At 40.6% G+C, this 17,710-nt stretch carries 13 protein-coding genes; 9 read left to right on the top strand and 4 right to left on the bottom strand.

Annotation, left to right across the window (positions count from 1 at the left end):
* Nucleotides 1-74 precede the first annotated feature (74 nt).
* On the top strand, nucleotides 75-707 hold the full coding sequence (locus AAEY79_RS13560) for a hypothetical protein (protein WP_201567700.1): 633 nt from the start codon (nucleotides 75-77) through the stop codon (nucleotides 705-707).
* Between the two features lie 155 nt (nucleotides 708-862).
* Here AAEY79_RS13560 and AAEY79_RS13555 read toward each other — a convergent pair whose 3' ends face one another.
* The 3 genes from AAEY79_RS13555 to uvrA form a co-directional block, all read right to left on the bottom strand.
* Nucleotides 863-1,315, bottom strand: a complete 453-nt coding sequence (locus AAEY79_RS13555; RefSeq protein ID WP_227692085.1) for a TM2 domain-containing protein — start codon at nucleotides 1,313-1,315, stop codon at nucleotides 863-865.
* Between the two features lie 276 nt (nucleotides 1,316-1,591).
* A complete protein-coding gene (locus AAEY79_RS13550) occupies nucleotides 1,592-2,467 on the bottom strand; it encodes a hypothetical protein (RefSeq protein WP_352288729.1) in 876 nt (291 codons plus the stop codon).
* Nucleotides 2,468-2,722: 255 nt separating this feature from the next.
* Nucleotides 2,723-5,629 carry an excinuclease ABC subunit UvrA gene (uvrA, locus tag AAEY79_RS13545; protein ID WP_350588460.1) on the bottom strand — a complete coding sequence of 969 codons (2,907 nt, stop codon included), beginning with the start codon at nucleotides 5,627-5,629 and terminating at the stop codon, nucleotides 2,723-2,725.
* Between the two features lie 805 nt (nucleotides 5,630-6,434).
* Here uvrA and AAEY79_RS13540 point away from each other — a divergent pair.
* From AAEY79_RS13540 to AAEY79_RS13510, 7 genes are all read left to right on the top strand, one after another.
* Nucleotides 6,435-7,799 carry an MFS transporter gene (locus tag AAEY79_RS13540; protein WP_350588462.1) on the top strand — a complete coding sequence of 455 codons (1,365 nt, stop codon included), beginning with the start codon at nucleotides 6,435-6,437 and terminating at the stop codon, nucleotides 7,797-7,799.
* A 150-nt stretch (nucleotides 7,800-7,949) separates the two neighbouring features.
* On the top strand, nucleotides 7,950-8,582 hold the full coding sequence (locus AAEY79_RS13535) for a DUF3833 domain-containing protein (protein ID WP_264754740.1): 633 nt from the start codon (nucleotides 7,950-7,952) through the stop codon (nucleotides 8,580-8,582).
* A gap of 242 nt (nucleotides 8,583-8,824) precedes the next feature.
* Nucleotides 8,825-9,460, top strand: coding sequence for a single-stranded DNA-binding protein (ssb, locus tag AAEY79_RS13530; RefSeq protein ID WP_201578088.1), 636 nt, complete (start codon nucleotides 8,825-8,827; stop codon nucleotides 9,458-9,460).
* Nucleotides 9,461-9,615: 155 nt separating this feature from the next.
* Nucleotides 9,616-10,848 (top strand): site-specific integrase, encoded by a 1,233-nt coding sequence (locus tag AAEY79_RS13525; protein WP_025652639.1) that lies wholly within the window; start codon nucleotides 9,616-9,618, stop codon nucleotides 10,846-10,848.
* A complete protein-coding gene (locus AAEY79_RS13520) occupies nucleotides 10,841-12,424 on the top strand; it encodes a site-specific integrase (protein ID WP_025652638.1) in 1,584 nt (527 codons plus the stop codon). Before AAEY79_RS13525 ends, AAEY79_RS13520 begins: the two co-directional genes overlap by 8 nt.
* The gene (locus AAEY79_RS13515; protein ID WP_025652637.1) at nucleotides 12,417-14,447 is read left to right on the top strand and encodes an integrase; all 2,031 of its coding nucleotides are present in this window, start codon (nucleotides 12,417-12,419) and stop codon (nucleotides 14,445-14,447) included. Before AAEY79_RS13520 ends, AAEY79_RS13515 begins: the two co-directional genes overlap by 8 nt.
* Entirely contained in the window at nucleotides 14,440-14,859 is a 420-nt protein-coding gene (locus tag AAEY79_RS13510) for a hypothetical protein (protein ID WP_025652636.1), read from the top strand. The genes AAEY79_RS13515 and AAEY79_RS13510 overlap by 8 nt, the downstream gene beginning before the upstream one ends.
* 2 nt (nucleotides 14,860-14,861) lie before the next feature.
* On the opposite strand, the gene AAEY79_RS13505 is transcribed toward AAEY79_RS13510, so the two are convergent.
* Nucleotides 14,862-17,009, bottom strand: a complete 2,148-nt coding sequence (locus tag AAEY79_RS13505; RefSeq protein ID WP_025652635.1) for an ATP-binding protein — start codon at nucleotides 17,007-17,009, stop codon at nucleotides 14,862-14,864.
* 391 nt (nucleotides 17,010-17,400) lie between these two features.
* On the opposite strand from AAEY79_RS13505, the gene AAEY79_RS13500 reads away from it, so the two are divergent.
* The gene (locus AAEY79_RS13500; protein WP_025652634.1) at nucleotides 17,401-17,658 is read left to right on the top strand and encodes a type I restriction-modification system subunit M N-terminal domain-containing protein; all 258 of its coding nucleotides are present in this window, start codon (nucleotides 17,401-17,403) and stop codon (nucleotides 17,656-17,658) included.
* Nucleotides 17,659-17,710 lie beyond the last annotated feature (52 nt).

The following is a 17,710-nucleotide window of genomic DNA, read 5'->3' as shown; positions in this document are numbered from 1 at the left end:
TATTCTTGGTCGAAAACAATAGATTAGTGAGGTGCTCTTCTTTTTTCAATCACTTTTAAAGTTGAGAGTGGGGTATGTTTACTAAATTTTTAGCTCTGTGTGGATTATTAGCTTTCTCTGTGCCTTGTTTCCCTGAGGTTGTTCAAGTGAACACTTCTGAACCTCCCAGTATGTCGCTTGGTACGGTTATCGATATGTCTGATATGGAGTCAGTTCAAGAAATTATTCTCGGTAAAGGGACACTGCTGCTCGCTAGGCCTCTTATTGCTAGTGCCAAGATTTTGAGAGATGCTGAGACTGGCATGAACCACTACACTGCTTTGATTGCCTATGATCTTTCTACTGAAGGTGTGAAGGAATTGGAAGCCAGGCTTTTATATTTTCAATGTCCTATTAGCCGTCATACTTATGTAGATCGTTCTGTTCCTTACTATGAGGTGCTTGATGGGAAGAAGGTCATTGTTGGTTCTGCTGTTAAGATAGATACTGTGGCTAGAGAGTTTCTATCTCCAGGGTACTATAGGTTCTTACCTTTGCCTAAGGATGAGAAATTTGCACTTGATGCAAGTTTTCCCATGGCTGGGGAAATGAACCCACCTCCTGACATTGAAATAATGTGTGCTCAAATTGAAATTGCTCATCTTAAACATTTGCAGTCTGAGTTAAATAGAAATGCTATCTTGAAAGAGTTTGGTGTGTCAGAGTAATTCTCTTTCAAATGGCCGATAATAGGTTTTTTCTCATTGTCCTATAACGGCAAGTTACATTTAATCAGTCGCCTGCAATTAGAACTTTTCCTCTAAAAGCAGGATTTTAGCTTTAATTATCTTATAACGTTATCGAAATATTTTATTATGGCTATCTAACCAAAACGTCGATTAAACTCAGATTCATTCATGAATAATAGTATGATTACTTCGAAAAGAGAAATTATCGCTGGTATAAATGTCCAACAGAACAATAAATATAAAATACCCCAAAAAACTTGATTTAAATAAAATTTATGTATCCCAAAACCTCCTAAGAATAAAGCTAACAATATTGCAACGCCTTTGCTTTTTCTACTACTATCTACCCGTACGATAGTAGTATGGTTTTGAGTCGGCAAAGGAGGTGGGACAGCTCTAAAGGGTGCAGGTTTAACAATAGGAAAGCCGCAATTATTACAAGAGGCGCTTTGATTACTAATCGACTCAGAGCATTCAGGACATTTAATTAAAAACTTCATTTTAGAAGTTGGGAATCCACAATTAGTACAAGACACGCTTTGGTCGCTAATTTTATGTGTGCATTCAGGACAATTAATAATTGCCATATTTATTCCTGTATTTAGCTAATAGATGGCTTATTCCCATAGTCAAAATTGACTATATTTGTTCTGTCTAATTCGCTTCTGGGCTTATTTTGATACATTACTTACAAAGAACACCGATTTGTATCTACTAATTTCACTCATCTAGTTTATCTTGCATACAATTGGCACGCTCAATTGCCTTCCACTGACTATATTCCGGATCGTCCTTCCCTAGGTAAGCGCTGTTTACTTTTATAGCTTGTTCACATATTGCTCGCTCATCACTTTTTCTACGGGCTATGTCTCTCTCTCTCTTTTATCGTCCGCTGCTTTATTAACTACTTTTTCGTTGTAAGGTTCTTTTGTTTCTATTGGTGTTTCCCGTACTTTATATTCTTTCTCACTACCCGAGGGGGCATTTGATAATAAAACTTCCCTCGGTCTTGCTTCTACTGATATCACTGGCTCTGGCTTGAATTGCTCCCATGTTACCTTTTCAACTACTTCGTTCTTTGGAGCTTCTAGCGTTACTATTTTCTCAACTACTTCATGATGTTCTATGTTTTTTGACACTACTTTTTTGGTTGGACATATGAAGTTAACAATATCTTGATCTGTCCAATCCGGTGTTGGCGTATACCAATCCCCTAGGTCTGCTGATGTTAAGACCTCAAGATTATCTGATGAGGTTTTTCTTATCTTATCGTTTGCGCAGTCAATTTGCATTTCTCCATAAGCATCACTCTCGTTCCCTCTACGTGCATACTTAACATTTTCAATGCCATAAGATGCAAAGTGAGAGATGAGGAAATAGCGCCCATTTTCACCTGAACCAGAAAGTAACATTGGTATCTGTGTTAATGGAGAATCAAATACTGATTCTTGGACTTGTGGTGATTCTTTATCAGGTTCTGACTGCACTTCATTGTATTGTCTTGCTTTTTCTGTATAGCCATCATAAGCACTTACAAGCCAAAAGCCGATAAGAACTATAATAATGATTAGGAAGATAGTTGCGCCAGAACAGCCACTATTCTTTTGTCTTTGGCGACTATCTGCTAGTGAGCTACTGTTATCTATCTGTTCTGAAGGAGTAGGGAAACCACAACTAGGACAAGAGAGACTTTGATCACTAATTTTTTTAGAACATTCAGGGCAATTAATAAGAGCCATTTTTTTTCTACTTTATCTTCATGTGCAATATCCCGAGCACATTTCTGCAAGGTTAAGTACTAGAAAGTTGCTTAAATTTTTGGTAAATAAGATAAGGATTATAACTTATCAGTAATGTTTGAGCAACAAATGTCAAGATTTTATACTCTATAAAATAGAGTTTTTAAAGTCTATTTTATATATCATCACCAACAAAAAAGGCCACTCCCTAAAGAGTAGCCTTTTATCAATTATTAATTAATTAACTAAATTGTATTAGCTCACTTCTTTTAACCCTTGCTTAAGCATCGGCTTCAAGAACTCACCTGTATATGAGCCTTTTACTTCTGCAACTTCTTCAGGCGTACCTTCCGCGATAATCAGTCCACCACCTTTACCGCCTTCAGGGCCAAGATCAATTACCCAATCGGCGGTTTTGATGACGTCAAGATTGTGCTCGATGACCACGATAGTATTGCCTTTATCGCGTAAGGTATGCAGGATATGCAGCAACTTATCGATATCATGGAAATGCAAACCAGTGGTAGGCTCATCCAAGATATACAGCGTCTGTCCGGTATCACGCTTGGCAAGCTCACGTGCTAGTTTAACACGTTGGGCTTCACCACCTGATAGCGTTGGCGCAGACTGACCGAGGCGGATATAGCCAAGACCGACATCCATCAACGCTTGCAGACGACGATAAATCGCGGGAATGGCGGAGAAGAACTCAGTCGCATCTTCGACGGTCATATCGAGCACGTCGGCAATGCTTTTGCCTTTATAATGAATCTCTAACGTCTCGCGGTTATAGCGCTTGCCTTCACAGGTATCACACGGCACATACATGTCAGGTAAGAAATGCATCTCAACTTTGATAAGACCATCACCCTGACACATCTCACAGCGTCCGCCTTTGACGTTAAAGCTAAAGCGACCGGCTTTGTAACCACGGGCGCGTGCTTCTTGCGTTTGCGCAAACATCTCACGTACTGGTGTAAAGACACCGGTATACGTCGCTGGGTTTGAGCGCGGCGTACGACCAATCGGACTTTGGTCGATATCGACCATTTTGTCCAAATGCTCAAGACCAGTGATGCTGTCATGCTTATCAGCGATGAGTGTTGACGCATTATTTAACTGGGTGGCCGCAAGTGGCATTAAGGTACGGTTAATCAAAGTTGATTTACCAGAACCCGAGACGCCAGTGATACAAGTCATAATTCCGATTGGCAGGGTCAAATCAACGTCGTGTAAGTTGTTGCCGGATGCGCCTTTTAGCTCAATAGTCATAGGGACTTTTTTCGGCTTAGCTTTCCCTTTAACTTCCATATCGATAGTTTTGGCTTTACGACGAATGCTTGGAATCTCAATTTTTTTCTTACCAGACATATATTGTCCAGTCAGCGATTCTTTATTGGCCATGATGTCATCGACCGTACCTTGAGCGATGATATGACCGCCATGTACGCCCGCGCCGACACCGATATCGATGACGTGATCCGCTTGACGAATGGCGTCTTCATCATGCTCAACGACCAACACCGTATTGCCCAAATCACGCAAGCGCGTTAGAGTTTTTAATAAGCGATCATTATCGCGCTGATGCAGACCGATTGATGGTTCATCAAGGACATACATCACGCCCATCAGACCCGCGCCAATTTGGCTGGCAAGACGAATACGTTGCGCTTCACCGCCTGATAAGGTTTCGGCAGAGCGGGCGAGTGATAGATAATCAAGACCGACACTGACAAGGAAGTTTAAGCGCTCGTTAATCTCTTTAAAGATTTTTTCCGCGACTTCGCCTTTATGACCGCCAATCTTTAGCGTTTTATAATAGTCAGCAGCATCACCGATAGACAGCTTAACGATTTGGGCGATGGTTTGATCATCAACGCGGACATTGCGTGATATCTCATTTAGTCGAGCACCATCACAGACGTTACAAGTGGTATCAGCTAAATATTTAGCCAGCTCGTCACGCACAAGATTGCTCTGCGTTTTGGCATAACGACGCTCTAGATAAGGTAGCACGCCTTCAAATGGTACGGTTTTATTGGTTTTACGACCGCGCTCATCGGTAAAGTTAAAAGTTAACTTTTCTTTGCCAGAGCCCTGCATGATGAGATCTTGCTGCGCTTTTGGCAGGTCTTGCCACGGTGCATCCATATCAATTTTGAAATGATTGCAGACGGTAGAGAGCAGGCCAAAGTAATAGGCGTGGCGCTTATCCCAACCGTTAATCGCCCCTTGATTGAGGGATTTTTCATGATGAGTAATCAGCTTCTCGGCTGAGAAATACTGACGTTTACCGAGACCATCACAGCTTGGGCAAGCGCCATACGGATTGTTAAAACTGAACATGCGCGGCTCAAGCTCAGACACGGCGCGATCACAAACAGGGCAAGAATGCTTGGCTGACATGACTTGGTTTTCATCGCCGCCTTCTTTTGGATTGCCATCCATAAAGTGTAGCGTCACCAAACCTTGGCCTAAACGTAGAGCCGTCTCCAAACTTTCAGCGACACGGTTGCCTAAGTCATCACGGACTTTAAAGCGGTCAACGACGACTTCAATCGTATGCTTTTTCTTTTTATCGAGCGTTGGTAGCTCGTCGGTATCGTAAACATCGCCATCGACGCGTACGCGCACAAAGCCTTGCCCAATCAATTGCTCAAGCAAAACCGTATGTTCGCCTTTACGCTCACGAATGACTGGCGCCAGTATCATCAGTTTAGTGTCGTCCGGCAACGCCATCACTTGGTCGACCATTTCGGTCACCGACTGCGCAACCATTGGCTCGCCATGCTCAGGGCAAAACGGTGTACCAATGCGCGCATAGAGCAGACGCAAATAGTCATAAATCTCGGTAATCGTCCCAACCGTTGAGCGCGGGTTATGGTTGGTTGATTTTTGCTCGATAGCAATCGCTGGCGATAAGCCCTCGATACTATCGACATCTGGTTTTTCCATTTGCGAGAGGAACTGACGTGCATAAGCGGAAAGACTTTCAACATAACGGCGTTGCCCTTCAGCATAAAGCGTATCAAACGCCAATGAAGATTTACCAGAACCTGATAAACCGGTGATTACCACAAATTTATCGCGTGGAATGTCTAAATCGATATTTTTTAGATTGTGCGTACGTGCGCCGCGTATTGCAATATGGTCATGTGCCATCGGTGATAGGTTTCCTATTTGCTAAAATGGTATTCGAAATGAGTATATATAATGTTAAGAAAGACTGGTTATGTCACTGGCTAGATCATGGTTTTAAATGGGTTGTTGCTTTTGTACAATGAGCATTTCTACAGAAATTCTGATTTTTATTAATATCTGATTTTTATCGGTCAATGTTGGTTGTTATTGAAATTTATTATTAGTAAACATTGAAGGGCGCTTTCAAACCGTTGCTAGTCATTCAACTGGTATTTAATGGCTAGTGGTATTTAACAGCCAAATGCATAAATTACAAGTAATAGACTAGCCTGATAATAGTGAATTTATTGGCCAAATGACATGTTTCGATTGTCGTTGTTTTATATAAATAGTGGTCGCTATACAATGATTCTGTCAGGCGAGAATGTCAGCGACGTTTTACTTTATTGTCATGATAGGCGCATTATTCAAGGTGCGATGACGCATCAGATGCACTTGGTAACAAAATTGTCGAGTAAAATGAATGAAGTGATCTCATATAAGCAGCATAGCGAGGCGAGCCGCATAAACCTCTAACTAAAAAGACATGGACAAAAACTGGTAGGAAGGTAAAAGTCTCGGCAACCAAACGGTGAATGTTTTATACTGTGGGGCTTGCATTATAGGTTGGGCGAAGCAGTGCGTACTTTTTTAAGGGACATTTGCCATAGAGTAAATGGCTCTTGATATCTTTTGAGACGCACACTTGACCTATAAGGATAGTGGCGCTATCTATTATAATAATGGCTAGCGCCCAGTTGTGACGTGATAAACCAGTGAGGCAAGTATGAATAGCGTAGAAAAACGGGCAATCCTCGGGGTCGGTGGCATTTTTGCCTTGCGCATGATTGGTCTGTTTATGATTGTGCCCGTCTTTTCTGTGTATGGTGATAATTATGCGCATGCGACGCCATTCTTGATCGGTTTGGCGGTCGGTATTTATGGGCTAGGGCAAGCTATCTTTCAGATACCGATGAGCCTTGCTGCGGATAAGTTTCCGCGTAAGCCAATTATCTTTTTGGGTCTGGTGCTATTTGCGCTCGGTGGTATCATTGCGGCAAATGCCACAGATATTTACGAAGTCATTATCGGGCGGGCGCTGGCAGGTAGTGGCGCGGTCTCTGCGGTATTGATGGCATTACTCGCTGATGTGACACGAGAAGAGATGCGTACCAAAGCGATGGCGACGATGGGCTTGACCATTGCGACCTCTATCATGTTGGCTTTTGCTTTCGGCCCTCTATTGGTCGGCTCGCTTGGTATTTCCGGGCTGTTTTGGCTCACGGCAGGCTTTGCGGTGCTAGCGATGCTACTGCTTTTCTTTGTACCGACACCGCTACGGGTGCTTAAGCATAATCTTGATAATAAATCGATTGGGCAGCAATTAGCGACAGTGCTCAAAATTGGCGATTTAAACCGTTTGCATATCGGTATTTTTGCCCTGCATTTAACGATGACCGCCATCTTTGTTATCTTGCCGCATCAGCTGAGTGACGTGATGGGTCTATCGGTACGCCAGCAGGGTTTGGTCTATTTGCCATTGCTATTTATTGGCTTTGCCGTTGCGATTCCATTCATTATCATCGCTGAAAAGAAACGCAAAATGCGTCAAGTATTCTTGGCGGCGATTGGCTTGATGACCGCAGCCCTCGCGATACTGGCATTAGGCAGTCAGGTCGGCATCGGTATCATTTTAGGATTGTTGCTTTATTTTATGGGCTTTAACTTGCTCGAGGCAACGATTCCCTCATGGATATCGAAGCGTGCGCCAGTGGCTAATAAAGCAACCGCGATGGGACTCAATTCTTCTAGCCAGTTCTTTGGCGCTTTCGTCGGTGGGGCGATGGGTGGTCTATTATTGAGCCAGCCTAATCTGTTAGCATGGGGTATCCTTGCAGCAGTGATGGCAGTGGCGTTGATACTCATTATTCCCATCGCTGATCCGCCGTATTTATCAAGTACCACGGTGACTATTCCCAAGAATATTAATATCCAAGATTGGTCACGGCAAATGTTGGCAGTAGATGGCGTGGATGAACTGGTCGTCATGGCAAAAGAGCAAGTGGCGTATTTAAAACTAGATAAAACCCAGCTCACAGATTTGTCGAGACAAGAGCTGTCACATTTGGCACAAAGCCCGCTCGATATTTAACAGATCGCTTGTCGTTAGCCTCAAAACTTAATAGATCGCTGTCGTTTTGATACGCATTCTTTAAATACACATTGTTTAAATGAAAACGGCTTAAATCATCAGGGTGTTTGCCTAAAGTCGAATTCTCATCTCTGTTTAAAAGGAATTAATATGAGCAAATTTAATACGCTATCTAGTCAGGTGGTCGGCATCAATGCGAAGACCGCCACGCCGTCAGCCATTGTTCATCGCTCGATGGCTAAGATTGCGATTGGTATGGGTCTAGCGGTCACGCTATTGACGACAGGCTGCGCCACTCAAAATATTCAGGCGTATCAAAACACCACACCAACGCTCGATATGCATGAGTTTTTCTCCGGTCAAATCGATGGCTGGGGCATGTTTCAGGGTCGTAATGGCGAGGTCAAAAAACGCTTTTATGTCGATATTGATGCCACTCACGAAGGCGAAAATGTTATTGTTTTGGATGAGAAGTTTTCATGGGCAGATGGCACAAAGTCGCAGCGCATATGGCGATTGACCAAGCAAGCTGATGGTAGCTGGAGAGGCACGGCAGGCGATGTCATCGGTGCAGCAAAAGGTGAGGTCGCGGGTAATACACTGCATTGGCAGTATCTGTTAGAGTTGCCCGTCGACGACAAAACTTATAAAGTGAATTTCGATGATTGGATGTATTTAGTCAATAAAGATGTCATGCTCAATCGCTCGGTCATGAAAAAATTTGGCGTAGAGCTGGGTAGTGTTACTCTTAGTATGCATCGCAATAACAATGATTCTAAATAGTTAAATAATGGTTCGCAAAGGGGGGGTATTGACCGAGAAGGATATTTTATTGCTATAAGTCAGCCAGATTTTAGCTTATAAATTATTCACGACAGGTGTTGTCGTATCTTGCCCACAGACTGCTAGATATTTTAAAAGAAAATAGTTAAAGTAAAACCATATTACTGATAGAATTAATTGTTTATATTAAAAACTCGATTAAAGCTTGTAATTAAATTATTCATAAGTAAAAGGACGGAACTATGCGCGGAGTTAATAAAGTTATCATCATTGGTAACCTTGGAGCAGACCCTGAGGCACGTCAATTTAGTAATGGCGGTAGCGTGACCAATATTTCGGTTGCGACATCAGAACAATGGACAGACAAGCAAAGTGGTGAAAAGAAAGAGGCCACCGAATGGCATCGTATTTCACTCTTTAATCGTTTAGGCGAAATCGCTGCGCAGTATCTACGTAAAGGCAGCAAAGTCTATATCGAAGGCAGCTTGCGTACGCGTAAATATCAAGATCCCAATGGTCAAGATCGTTATATTACTGAGATTCGTGCTGAGCAAATGCAAATGCTAGATGGTGCCACGGGTGGTCAAGACAATGTCGGCTTCAGTAATAATAACCAAGGTGGTCAAAATCAAGGCGGCTATGGCAACCAAGGCGGTCAGAATAATTTTGGTCAGCAAGCAAACAACCAGTCAGCACAGCAAGGTGGTTACAACCAAGCGGGCGCGGCAGCTTCGCAAGGCGGTAATCAGAATAGTTTTAATAACAACCAAAATACGCCTGCTCAGTCGAATCAGTTCAATAATCCAGCGCAAACACCTGCTCAATCAAAACCGACAGCAATGCCAGATGGCCCAGTTGATGATGATATCCCATTTTAGGATTTACCTAAGACTTATATGTAAAGAATATACTATTAACCCCCGTAATCACGGGGGTTAATAGTATATATATAAATAAAATAACGTAAAGAATATATTGAGTAAATAATGGATATAGTGTACCTTGTAAATATGTAAAGTATTAGGGTATTGCGATGAGAAAATCTTTCGGAACAACAGCTTTTTCAATGAATAGTGGAGAGCGTTATTGTTTGGTCGTCGATCAAATAACACAGCTCCCTGTCTATCATCCTAATCTATTTATCACAACTCAGATTCGTAATAAATCAGACTCGTTTTCAACTATGTTATCAGCTGCTAATAACTTAGTAATTTTTCTTGAGTTCCTAAAGGAAAGAAATATTGATCTTGAAGAGAGAGTTATAAGCCGAGAGTTTATTGGGATTAATGAATTAGACGATTTACGTGACTATACTCAAAAACGTCTTCCAAAGACCATTAATAGAAATTCGTCACGTATCGGGAAGGCTGAGAATGTAGTTAGCTCTATAACTCATTACATGCGTCTGACTACAGTTGCTCAATACATAAGTTGGTATTCTAGTCATTTAATAAAACAGCCAAACGCTGCTGAAGCTAGAAAAATTAAAAGCATGGAAACACAAATTAAAGCACGACGCCCAAGAAAAAGAGGTAGAAATCGAGACAAGGACAAGTCTCTTGATGATGAACAATTGGAAGTATTGTTTGAGGTGATAAGGCTAGAATCTCCTCTTAATCCATTTAGCCAAAAAGTACAACGCCGTAATCGTGTGATCATCTTAATTTTATACTATCTTGGAATTAGAGGTGGTGAACTTCTCAACCTAAGAATAGGTGACATCGATTTCTCCAGACATCAGTTGAAAGTAATTAGACGGGCTGATGAGAAAGAAGATCCGAGAATACAAGAACCAAATGCTAAAACGTTAGAACGTACCATACCTATTGGAGAGGTTCTCAGCAAAGAGCTGCACGAATACGTTACGAAAGACAGGCGTAAAGTTAGTAATGCTAGGAAAAACGATTTTCTGTTTGTTACTCACAAGGAAGGACCGACAGTTGGGCAGCCTATATCCAAGTCTAGTTATTACAAAATTTTTAATATCGTAAAGTTTGTATCGCCTCAGCTTCATATATTAACTGGTCATAAGCTACGTCATACATGGAATTATAAGTTTTCAGAAAAAATGGACTCAATGGATGAATCTGTAAGTGAGGAAAAACAAGAACAAATTCGTTCCTATATTATGGGATGGAAATCGGGTTCTGGTACAGCGATGCATTACAATAAAAGATTTATCCAACAGCAAGCTAAGAAGGCAGCTTTAGCGCTTCAGTCAAATAATGGTACTCGATTACCAGAACAAGGATTATCAAATGAATAACTTAGCTGTTAAAACTCCTAATATTACTGATGCAGAGCATTCTAAAAGCAATAAAAAAATATATGCGAAAACAAAAGGTTATTCTTTCAAAATCTATGAAAAAGAATGGGTGTTAGACAAAAATAGCACTATTAACTTAAATTATATTCATCAGAAACTGAATGATAGAGTTCTAGATGGTTGTATTAGCGCACTAGTCTTTTATGCTTCCAATTATTCAGCTAGCCACACTTATAATGTAGTTGCTAGATTCAATCATATGATTAAAAGCACAGGTTCTTCTGTAATTAATGACACTATGTTAATCAATTATAGAGCTTCCTTGGGTAAATCTCATGAGTGGTATTTAGGTACGGTTAGAGGGTTCTTAAGAAAATGGTATGAGCTTGGCTATTATGGTGTGGATGAAGATGTAATTCGATTGCTCGACAGTTGGACGATTAAAGGTAATAAGAAAGGGGATGCTGTTAAGCGTCAAGATCCTCAAGAAGGCCCTTTGAGTGACAATGAACTTCAAGCTTTTAATGAAGGTGCGGTTACTGCGTTTGAACAAAATCTAATTACACTCAACGAGTTTGCGATTTCACTTGTTACTAGCAATACGGGTCGTCGCCCAGTTCAAATTTCTCACTTAAGGGTTATAGATATTTTATGCGGAACAAATAAGAGAGGTGATCCCTTCTATATACTTAACATACCTAGAGCAAAACATAGTGAAGGATTTAGAACTCAATTTAATCCTCTTGCTGTAACACAAGAGTTATGGGCTATTCTTTCAGCTCAGTCAAAAAGTGCTATTTCGTTGGTTGAAGAGAGTCTTGGTATTGAGCTAAATGAAGATGATCGTCAGCAAGTTCCTCTGTTCCCTGACTATAAAAGGGTTGAAAAAGTGGGATCTCTTTTTGAGTTTAGGGCTTTATTAGTAAGTGATAAGTTGCACATTGCATCTAATAAAGTGACAGACACCTTACAACTTGTAGTAGCAGCAGCAGGTATTAACTCAGAAAGAACAGGTGGTGAGTTGCCTATTGACGCTTATAGGCTTAGATATACTACAGGCACTAGAGCTGCTCGTGAAGGGTTTGGTAAGTTAGTTATAGCAGAGCTGCTAGATCATAGGGATACTCAATCGGCTGGTATATATATTGAAAACATACCTGAGCATGTAAAGCGTTTAGATGAAGCAGTTGGTTTTCATCTTGCTCCTTATGCGCAAGCTTTTGCAGGTGTATTAGTTGATTCAGAAAGAGATGCTGAGCGTGGTAATGATCTTAGTAGTCGAATTCGTACTGAAGAAGGCTCTAATATAGGCACGTGTGGAGAGCATGGATTCTGCGGTGCAAACGTTCCTATACCTTGCTATACCTGTATTCATTTCCAGCCGTGGCTTGATGGTCCTCATAAAGAGGTATATCAGGACTTACTGGATGAACGAGAGCGAATCAAAGATATTACTGGTGATATAGAGGTAGCAGCAATACTGGATAGGAGCATCGTTGCTGTAGCTGATGTTATTATGCGCTGTGAAAAGCGTCATGCTGAACTTAATGAGCAGAGAGGTGTTGATCATGCCTAATGTTTTCCAGTTTAAGTCTAAAGTGGAGCTAACAACCGCAGCTAACTTAGAAGCTTTTATAATTGAATGTCGTGAAGACTTAACGGTATTTGGCGCTGATTTAGATTGGGATGCTTATGTTTGGCCAAAGGTAGCTGTATTTGCAAAGCTTGGTGTCACAACACGTAAGCCGAAGCAAGAAGAGTTAATGGATGAAAGTTTTGTGGAGTTCGCCAAGGCATATTTTCGTTATCAACAAGGTCATAAACCTACTGGTACTAAAAATGAGCTCAAAGCGCTTCGAGTGTTAGAGGCCGCTCTTATACAAGTAAATGAAGAAGCATTAATTACAGGGTTATCTATTACTTGTCTAGATGAGGCTGCTTCTTTGGCGAGAGAGTATTATAGTGAGGGAGCTGCTTATGCTTGTGGGAGAGAGATTGAGAGATTGGCTGAGTTTGTAACTGATAACCAGCTTATTAATGCGAATTTAAAATTGTGGCGTAATCCTATTTCCCGTCCAACAGATACTACCAGAACAGGTAAAGAAGCAAAAAAAAATAGAGAAAAAAAGTTACCTAACGAAATAGCTCTTAACGCATTAGCCGAAATATTCGCTAGTAATCCTGCGGAAGAGCGAGATGTTTTCACAACATCAATATTCGCAATGTTAATGTCTGCACCCTCTCGAATTGCTGAGGTAATGGCATTACCAGTAGATTGTGAAGTATTTGAAAAAGATAGTGAAGGTGTAGAGCGCTATGGATGGCGATTTTTTGCTGGGAAAGGATATGAAGGAGATATTAAGTGGATACCTACCGTCATGGTAGAAGTGGCCAAAATCGCCGTTGATAGAGCTAAAAATCTATCCTTGGAAGCTCGTAAGCTTGCTAAATGGATTGAGGATAATCCTAATAAGTTTTATCGACACGAGAACTGTCCGAACGTAGCCGACGATAAGCCACTTACCATGGAGCAAGCCTGTCAAGCGTTAGGGCTAGCTTATGATACTAAAGACATCTGTTACTCTAGTTTAAACGGTAGAGGCCTTGATCACCATGATGGAATGAATACCTTAGATAGTCTTTGGCAGCACGTAAAAGGTAGATTACCTGATAGTTTTCCATGGTTCGATGAAGATAAAGGTATTAAGTTCTCGAATGCACTATTTGCACTAAATGCCAATCAATTCCATGGTAATAGACCGCGTTTGCCTACTGAACTTAAAAAGCCTGATACGAACTTTTTTAACAATGATATTGGTACTCGTCCAGCTTTGGAAGGTAAACATAAAACTATATTTGATAGGTATGGTTATTTTGACAACGATGGTGAACGATTAAAAGTCACATCGCATCAAGCTCGCCACCTGCTCAATACTATTGCACAGCGGGGTGGTTTATCCAACCTTGAAATAGCTAAATGGTCTGGTAGAGCGGATGTAAAACAAAATCGCACCTATAACCACATGGCTGACTATGAAATGGTCGCTATGGCAGAGAGGATTGATCCCTCGAAAGCGCTTTTTGGCCCTTTAGGTAAAGTGGAAAATCATCTTCCAGTCACTGCTCAAGAGTTTAATACCCTTGAGCAAGCTGCTGCTCATGTCACAGAATATGGATTTTGTGTACACGACTTCACAATGAGTCCGTGTGAAAAATATAGAGATTGTATCAATTGTACCGAGCAAGTATGCATCAAAGGCGATGCAGCAAAACTAGTTCGTATGAAAGAACGTCTTGATAAAATAGAGAAGATACTAGTTAAAGCTGAACAAGCAGTTAAAGAAGGTGATATTGGTGCTGATAGGTGGTTAAATCACCATATAAAAACAGCCAATAGATTGCGTGATCTTATCTGTATTCTAGAGAACCCAGATATAGATGACGGTGCACAAGTTAAGCTTCGTGGTAATGACTTCAGCCAGTTACGTCGTGTTGCTGAAAAGAAGTCTATAAGTATGGTTGTTGAGAATGATGTTGAATTTAAAGAAGCATCAATTTTAGAGGATCTCACAGATATACTTGGAGGCGGTTTTGGCTAAAAATCTCAACAGACAAGAAATACAAGCTATCGTCAATCTAATTCGAGGTTGGGATGAGCCTAAAATTACGTGGGCAGCGATTTGCGAGGATGTAGAGCCGCTTGTAGGCAAGAAGCCTACAAGACAGTCTCTAAGCGCTCATGAGACCATTACGGCTGCTTACCAAGCTAAAAAAGACACACTTAAGGGGAAATCGCCTACTAAGCCTCGGCCCGCTAGTTTAAATGCAGCAGCTTCAAGGATTGCTAACTTAGAAGCAGAGCTTGCAGAACTCAAGGAGCAAAACCGTCGATATAAGCAAATGTTTGTATTGTGGCAGTACAATGCTTACAAACATGGAATGACAGAAAGTAAGCTCAATGCATCTATGCCAAAAATTGATCGTGAACGGTCTGACAATGAGAAGCGATGATGTTAATCATCCTGCTTCTTTATATTCGGTACAATATTATTCTCATTGCTTAACCATTCTATACCAGCTTCAGTTGTTGAATATGTTTGGTTAGGGTGGTTAGGAGTTTCAGCATACGTCTGACTTAGTAGTCCCTTACTTAGAAGTGAATTGATATATTTTGTACGTAAATAGTCTGAATTTCTATTAATTGATTTTGCTAATTCCTCTGTACTAAATTTCTGCTGATTGCATAGAAGAAGAAGTATACCTTGTATCTGCTTCATCGAAGCCTTCTTAGGAAGGTCATTTAGTTGGCTTAAAGTTTTTTGTGGTAGATCTTCTATTTTCTCTATATCTGAAAGGTCTAGTAAATACTGATCATTAGCTCCTGAGGTTTGATCACTAGCTCCTGAGGTTTGATCACTAGCTCCTGAGGTTTGATCATTAGCTCCTGAGGTTTGATCACTAGCTCCTGAGGTTTGATCACTAGCTCCTGAGGTTTGATCACTAGCTCCTGAGGTTTGATCGCTAGCTCCTGAGGTTTGATCGCTAGCTCCTGAGGTTTGATCGCTAGCTCCTGAGGTTTGATCGCTAGCTCCTAAGTTATTTTGTTTGATTTTATTATTTTTGATTCGGCCACTAGGGTTCAAGCCCAAGGCGTGCTCAGTTAGAGTGTAGGTGGTAGAGCTCCCACCACCTTGCTTCTGTAATAAATCTTTTTTGCAAAGCCTAGATAAAAGGCGACTTGCTGACAATGTTTCTAATTTAGTTATTTCTCTAAGAGTACTGTTATCAACTGCACCTGTTTCGTGAGCTAGCATAAGCGCCATAGCATCATCGTCTGACAAATCATGATTATCAAAAGCTTCAAGCCACTTTAATTGCTTATCGTCCATTAATTGATGTAAAAGAAAAGTAGCTTTAAAGTAGTTTCTAGTATGATCACTATCAAACTTAGGCTCACTTAGCCCAGCTTGTTTAAGTTTAGCTCTCATAGTGCGAATGCCACTTCCTTTAGTTTCTGCCAGCCTCAAATCATATAACACAGAGGCTATTAGCGGATTGCGTGTTAACGAGCTAGAGCTGTCTAATGCGTCTAAGGGTTTTAGAGAGTAACCAGCATTTTGTAACTCTAATCGATCTTTGTATCGGTTAATTTGGGAAGGTTGATTTTCAGAATAGTCACGATGCATAACCATGTTTACTAAAGCTTCTCGAACAACCCTTTGCGGTAATAAAGGCTCATCAGATCTTTGCAGCTCGTTTTCGTTTAAGCGAAAATGATTGGGCATATCATCCATAATCATTGCTTCAATTCGAGGTATCATTAAGATTAAGGGCTCACGAAAATCTTTTGTGTAAATAAATCGCTCATCACTATGTTCAACCCATTGTGTTCCTGCACTACGAATGTAGTCAACACGAGCCATAGGAAGATGACGACGAAGTGCTAATGAAGAGCCGAACAATAATAAGCCAGCAATATTCGGTTTGAATACTCCATTCTTTTCTTGAATCAAATTAAAAGAAAGAAGTAAGTCAGTATCACTATAATCTAGTTCAACTGCATCAGGCTGTACTTTAGCTCGTTGCTTTCGATAAAATGCAATCACATCGGGATCAATGTCCGACCAAGAAGCTTCTGGTAGAACTATATTTTCAAATGATTGACCAGTTTTAGAAGCAATAATGTCATAAAGATCTTCAATTTTAGCTTCATAATCACCATTGATGCCGCGCCGCCATATACCAGTTTTAGTAAAGTTTTTGCTTTTTTTGCCACTACTTATAAAACCACAAGGCTTAGAAGCTGCATCAAGTTCGAAAACTTTGATTACAATAACTTTTTTATTTTCTAAATCGAGAATGCCAGCGTCTATATGAATAGCTGTATTAAATTGATTGCGACAGTTATTTTGTAGGTCATTAAGAATTTTATCCACATCATCAACGCCGCTTACCCAGTGCTTCTCGTGATTTTCATTTGGTTCTGAAACACCTAATAGTAAATATCCACAACTAATGTTAGGCTCATTAGCAAACGAGCAGACAGTCTGCATTACTGAATCGCCAATACTGTTTGTGGCACGCTTGGCTTCAATATTTTGAATCTCAGATGAGTTGATTAGTTCGTGATAAACGCCTAACATTTCTTCTTTTAATAACATTGGATATCCATAAAATATAATGAGCTACTTTTTCTTAAAGAACGGACAAAAAATTATAAAATAACGTGCTGTATAGTAAAATGCTGTCGTTAAGGTATACAAAAAGACACTTTGCGAATAGGTAAATAGAGCTTATGCGCTAGTATAGCAAAAGGGAATGCCATACAGATAATATAACACTTGTGAATTAAGAGCATGTAGGCAGGTATCGACTAGAAGCGCAGACACTATCAAGCACAAGGGCAATACGGAAGCTTTCGATTGAAGCTAGAAATAAAAAGCGAATGCTTCAATAGTAAAAAAGACTTATATGATTTATTGCACAAAAGTATCAAAGTCTATCCAAGTAATAGATTTCGACATCTCCATAACTGTTTAATTTAGGAAAATCATGAAATTAGAAGACATCAAACGCTTAGAAGACCAACTTTGGGAAGCAGCAGATACCCTGAGAGCCAATACTGATCTTAAACCTAACGAATATGCTACGCCTGTCTTAGGTCTGATATTCTTGAAGTTCTCCGACAACAAATATGCGGCTTATGAAGAGGCGATCCAAGCTGAGTTTGAAGAGTTACAAGGCACTCGCCGTGCCAAAAATATTGAGGATATTGCTATAAAGCACGAGCCCATCCCGAATTCTGTGTAACTGCCATTTAGATTAAGTGCTTACTAATACGATCATCAAACATAATCATAAA

Source organism: Psychrobacter sp. GW64-MNA-CIBAN-0177, from assembly GCF_040309585.1.
Taxonomy (GTDB): Bacteria; Pseudomonadota; Gammaproteobacteria; order Pseudomonadales; family Moraxellaceae; genus Psychrobacter; species Psychrobacter okhotskensis.
This window is presented reverse-complemented; position numbering and strand designations above follow the sequence as displayed.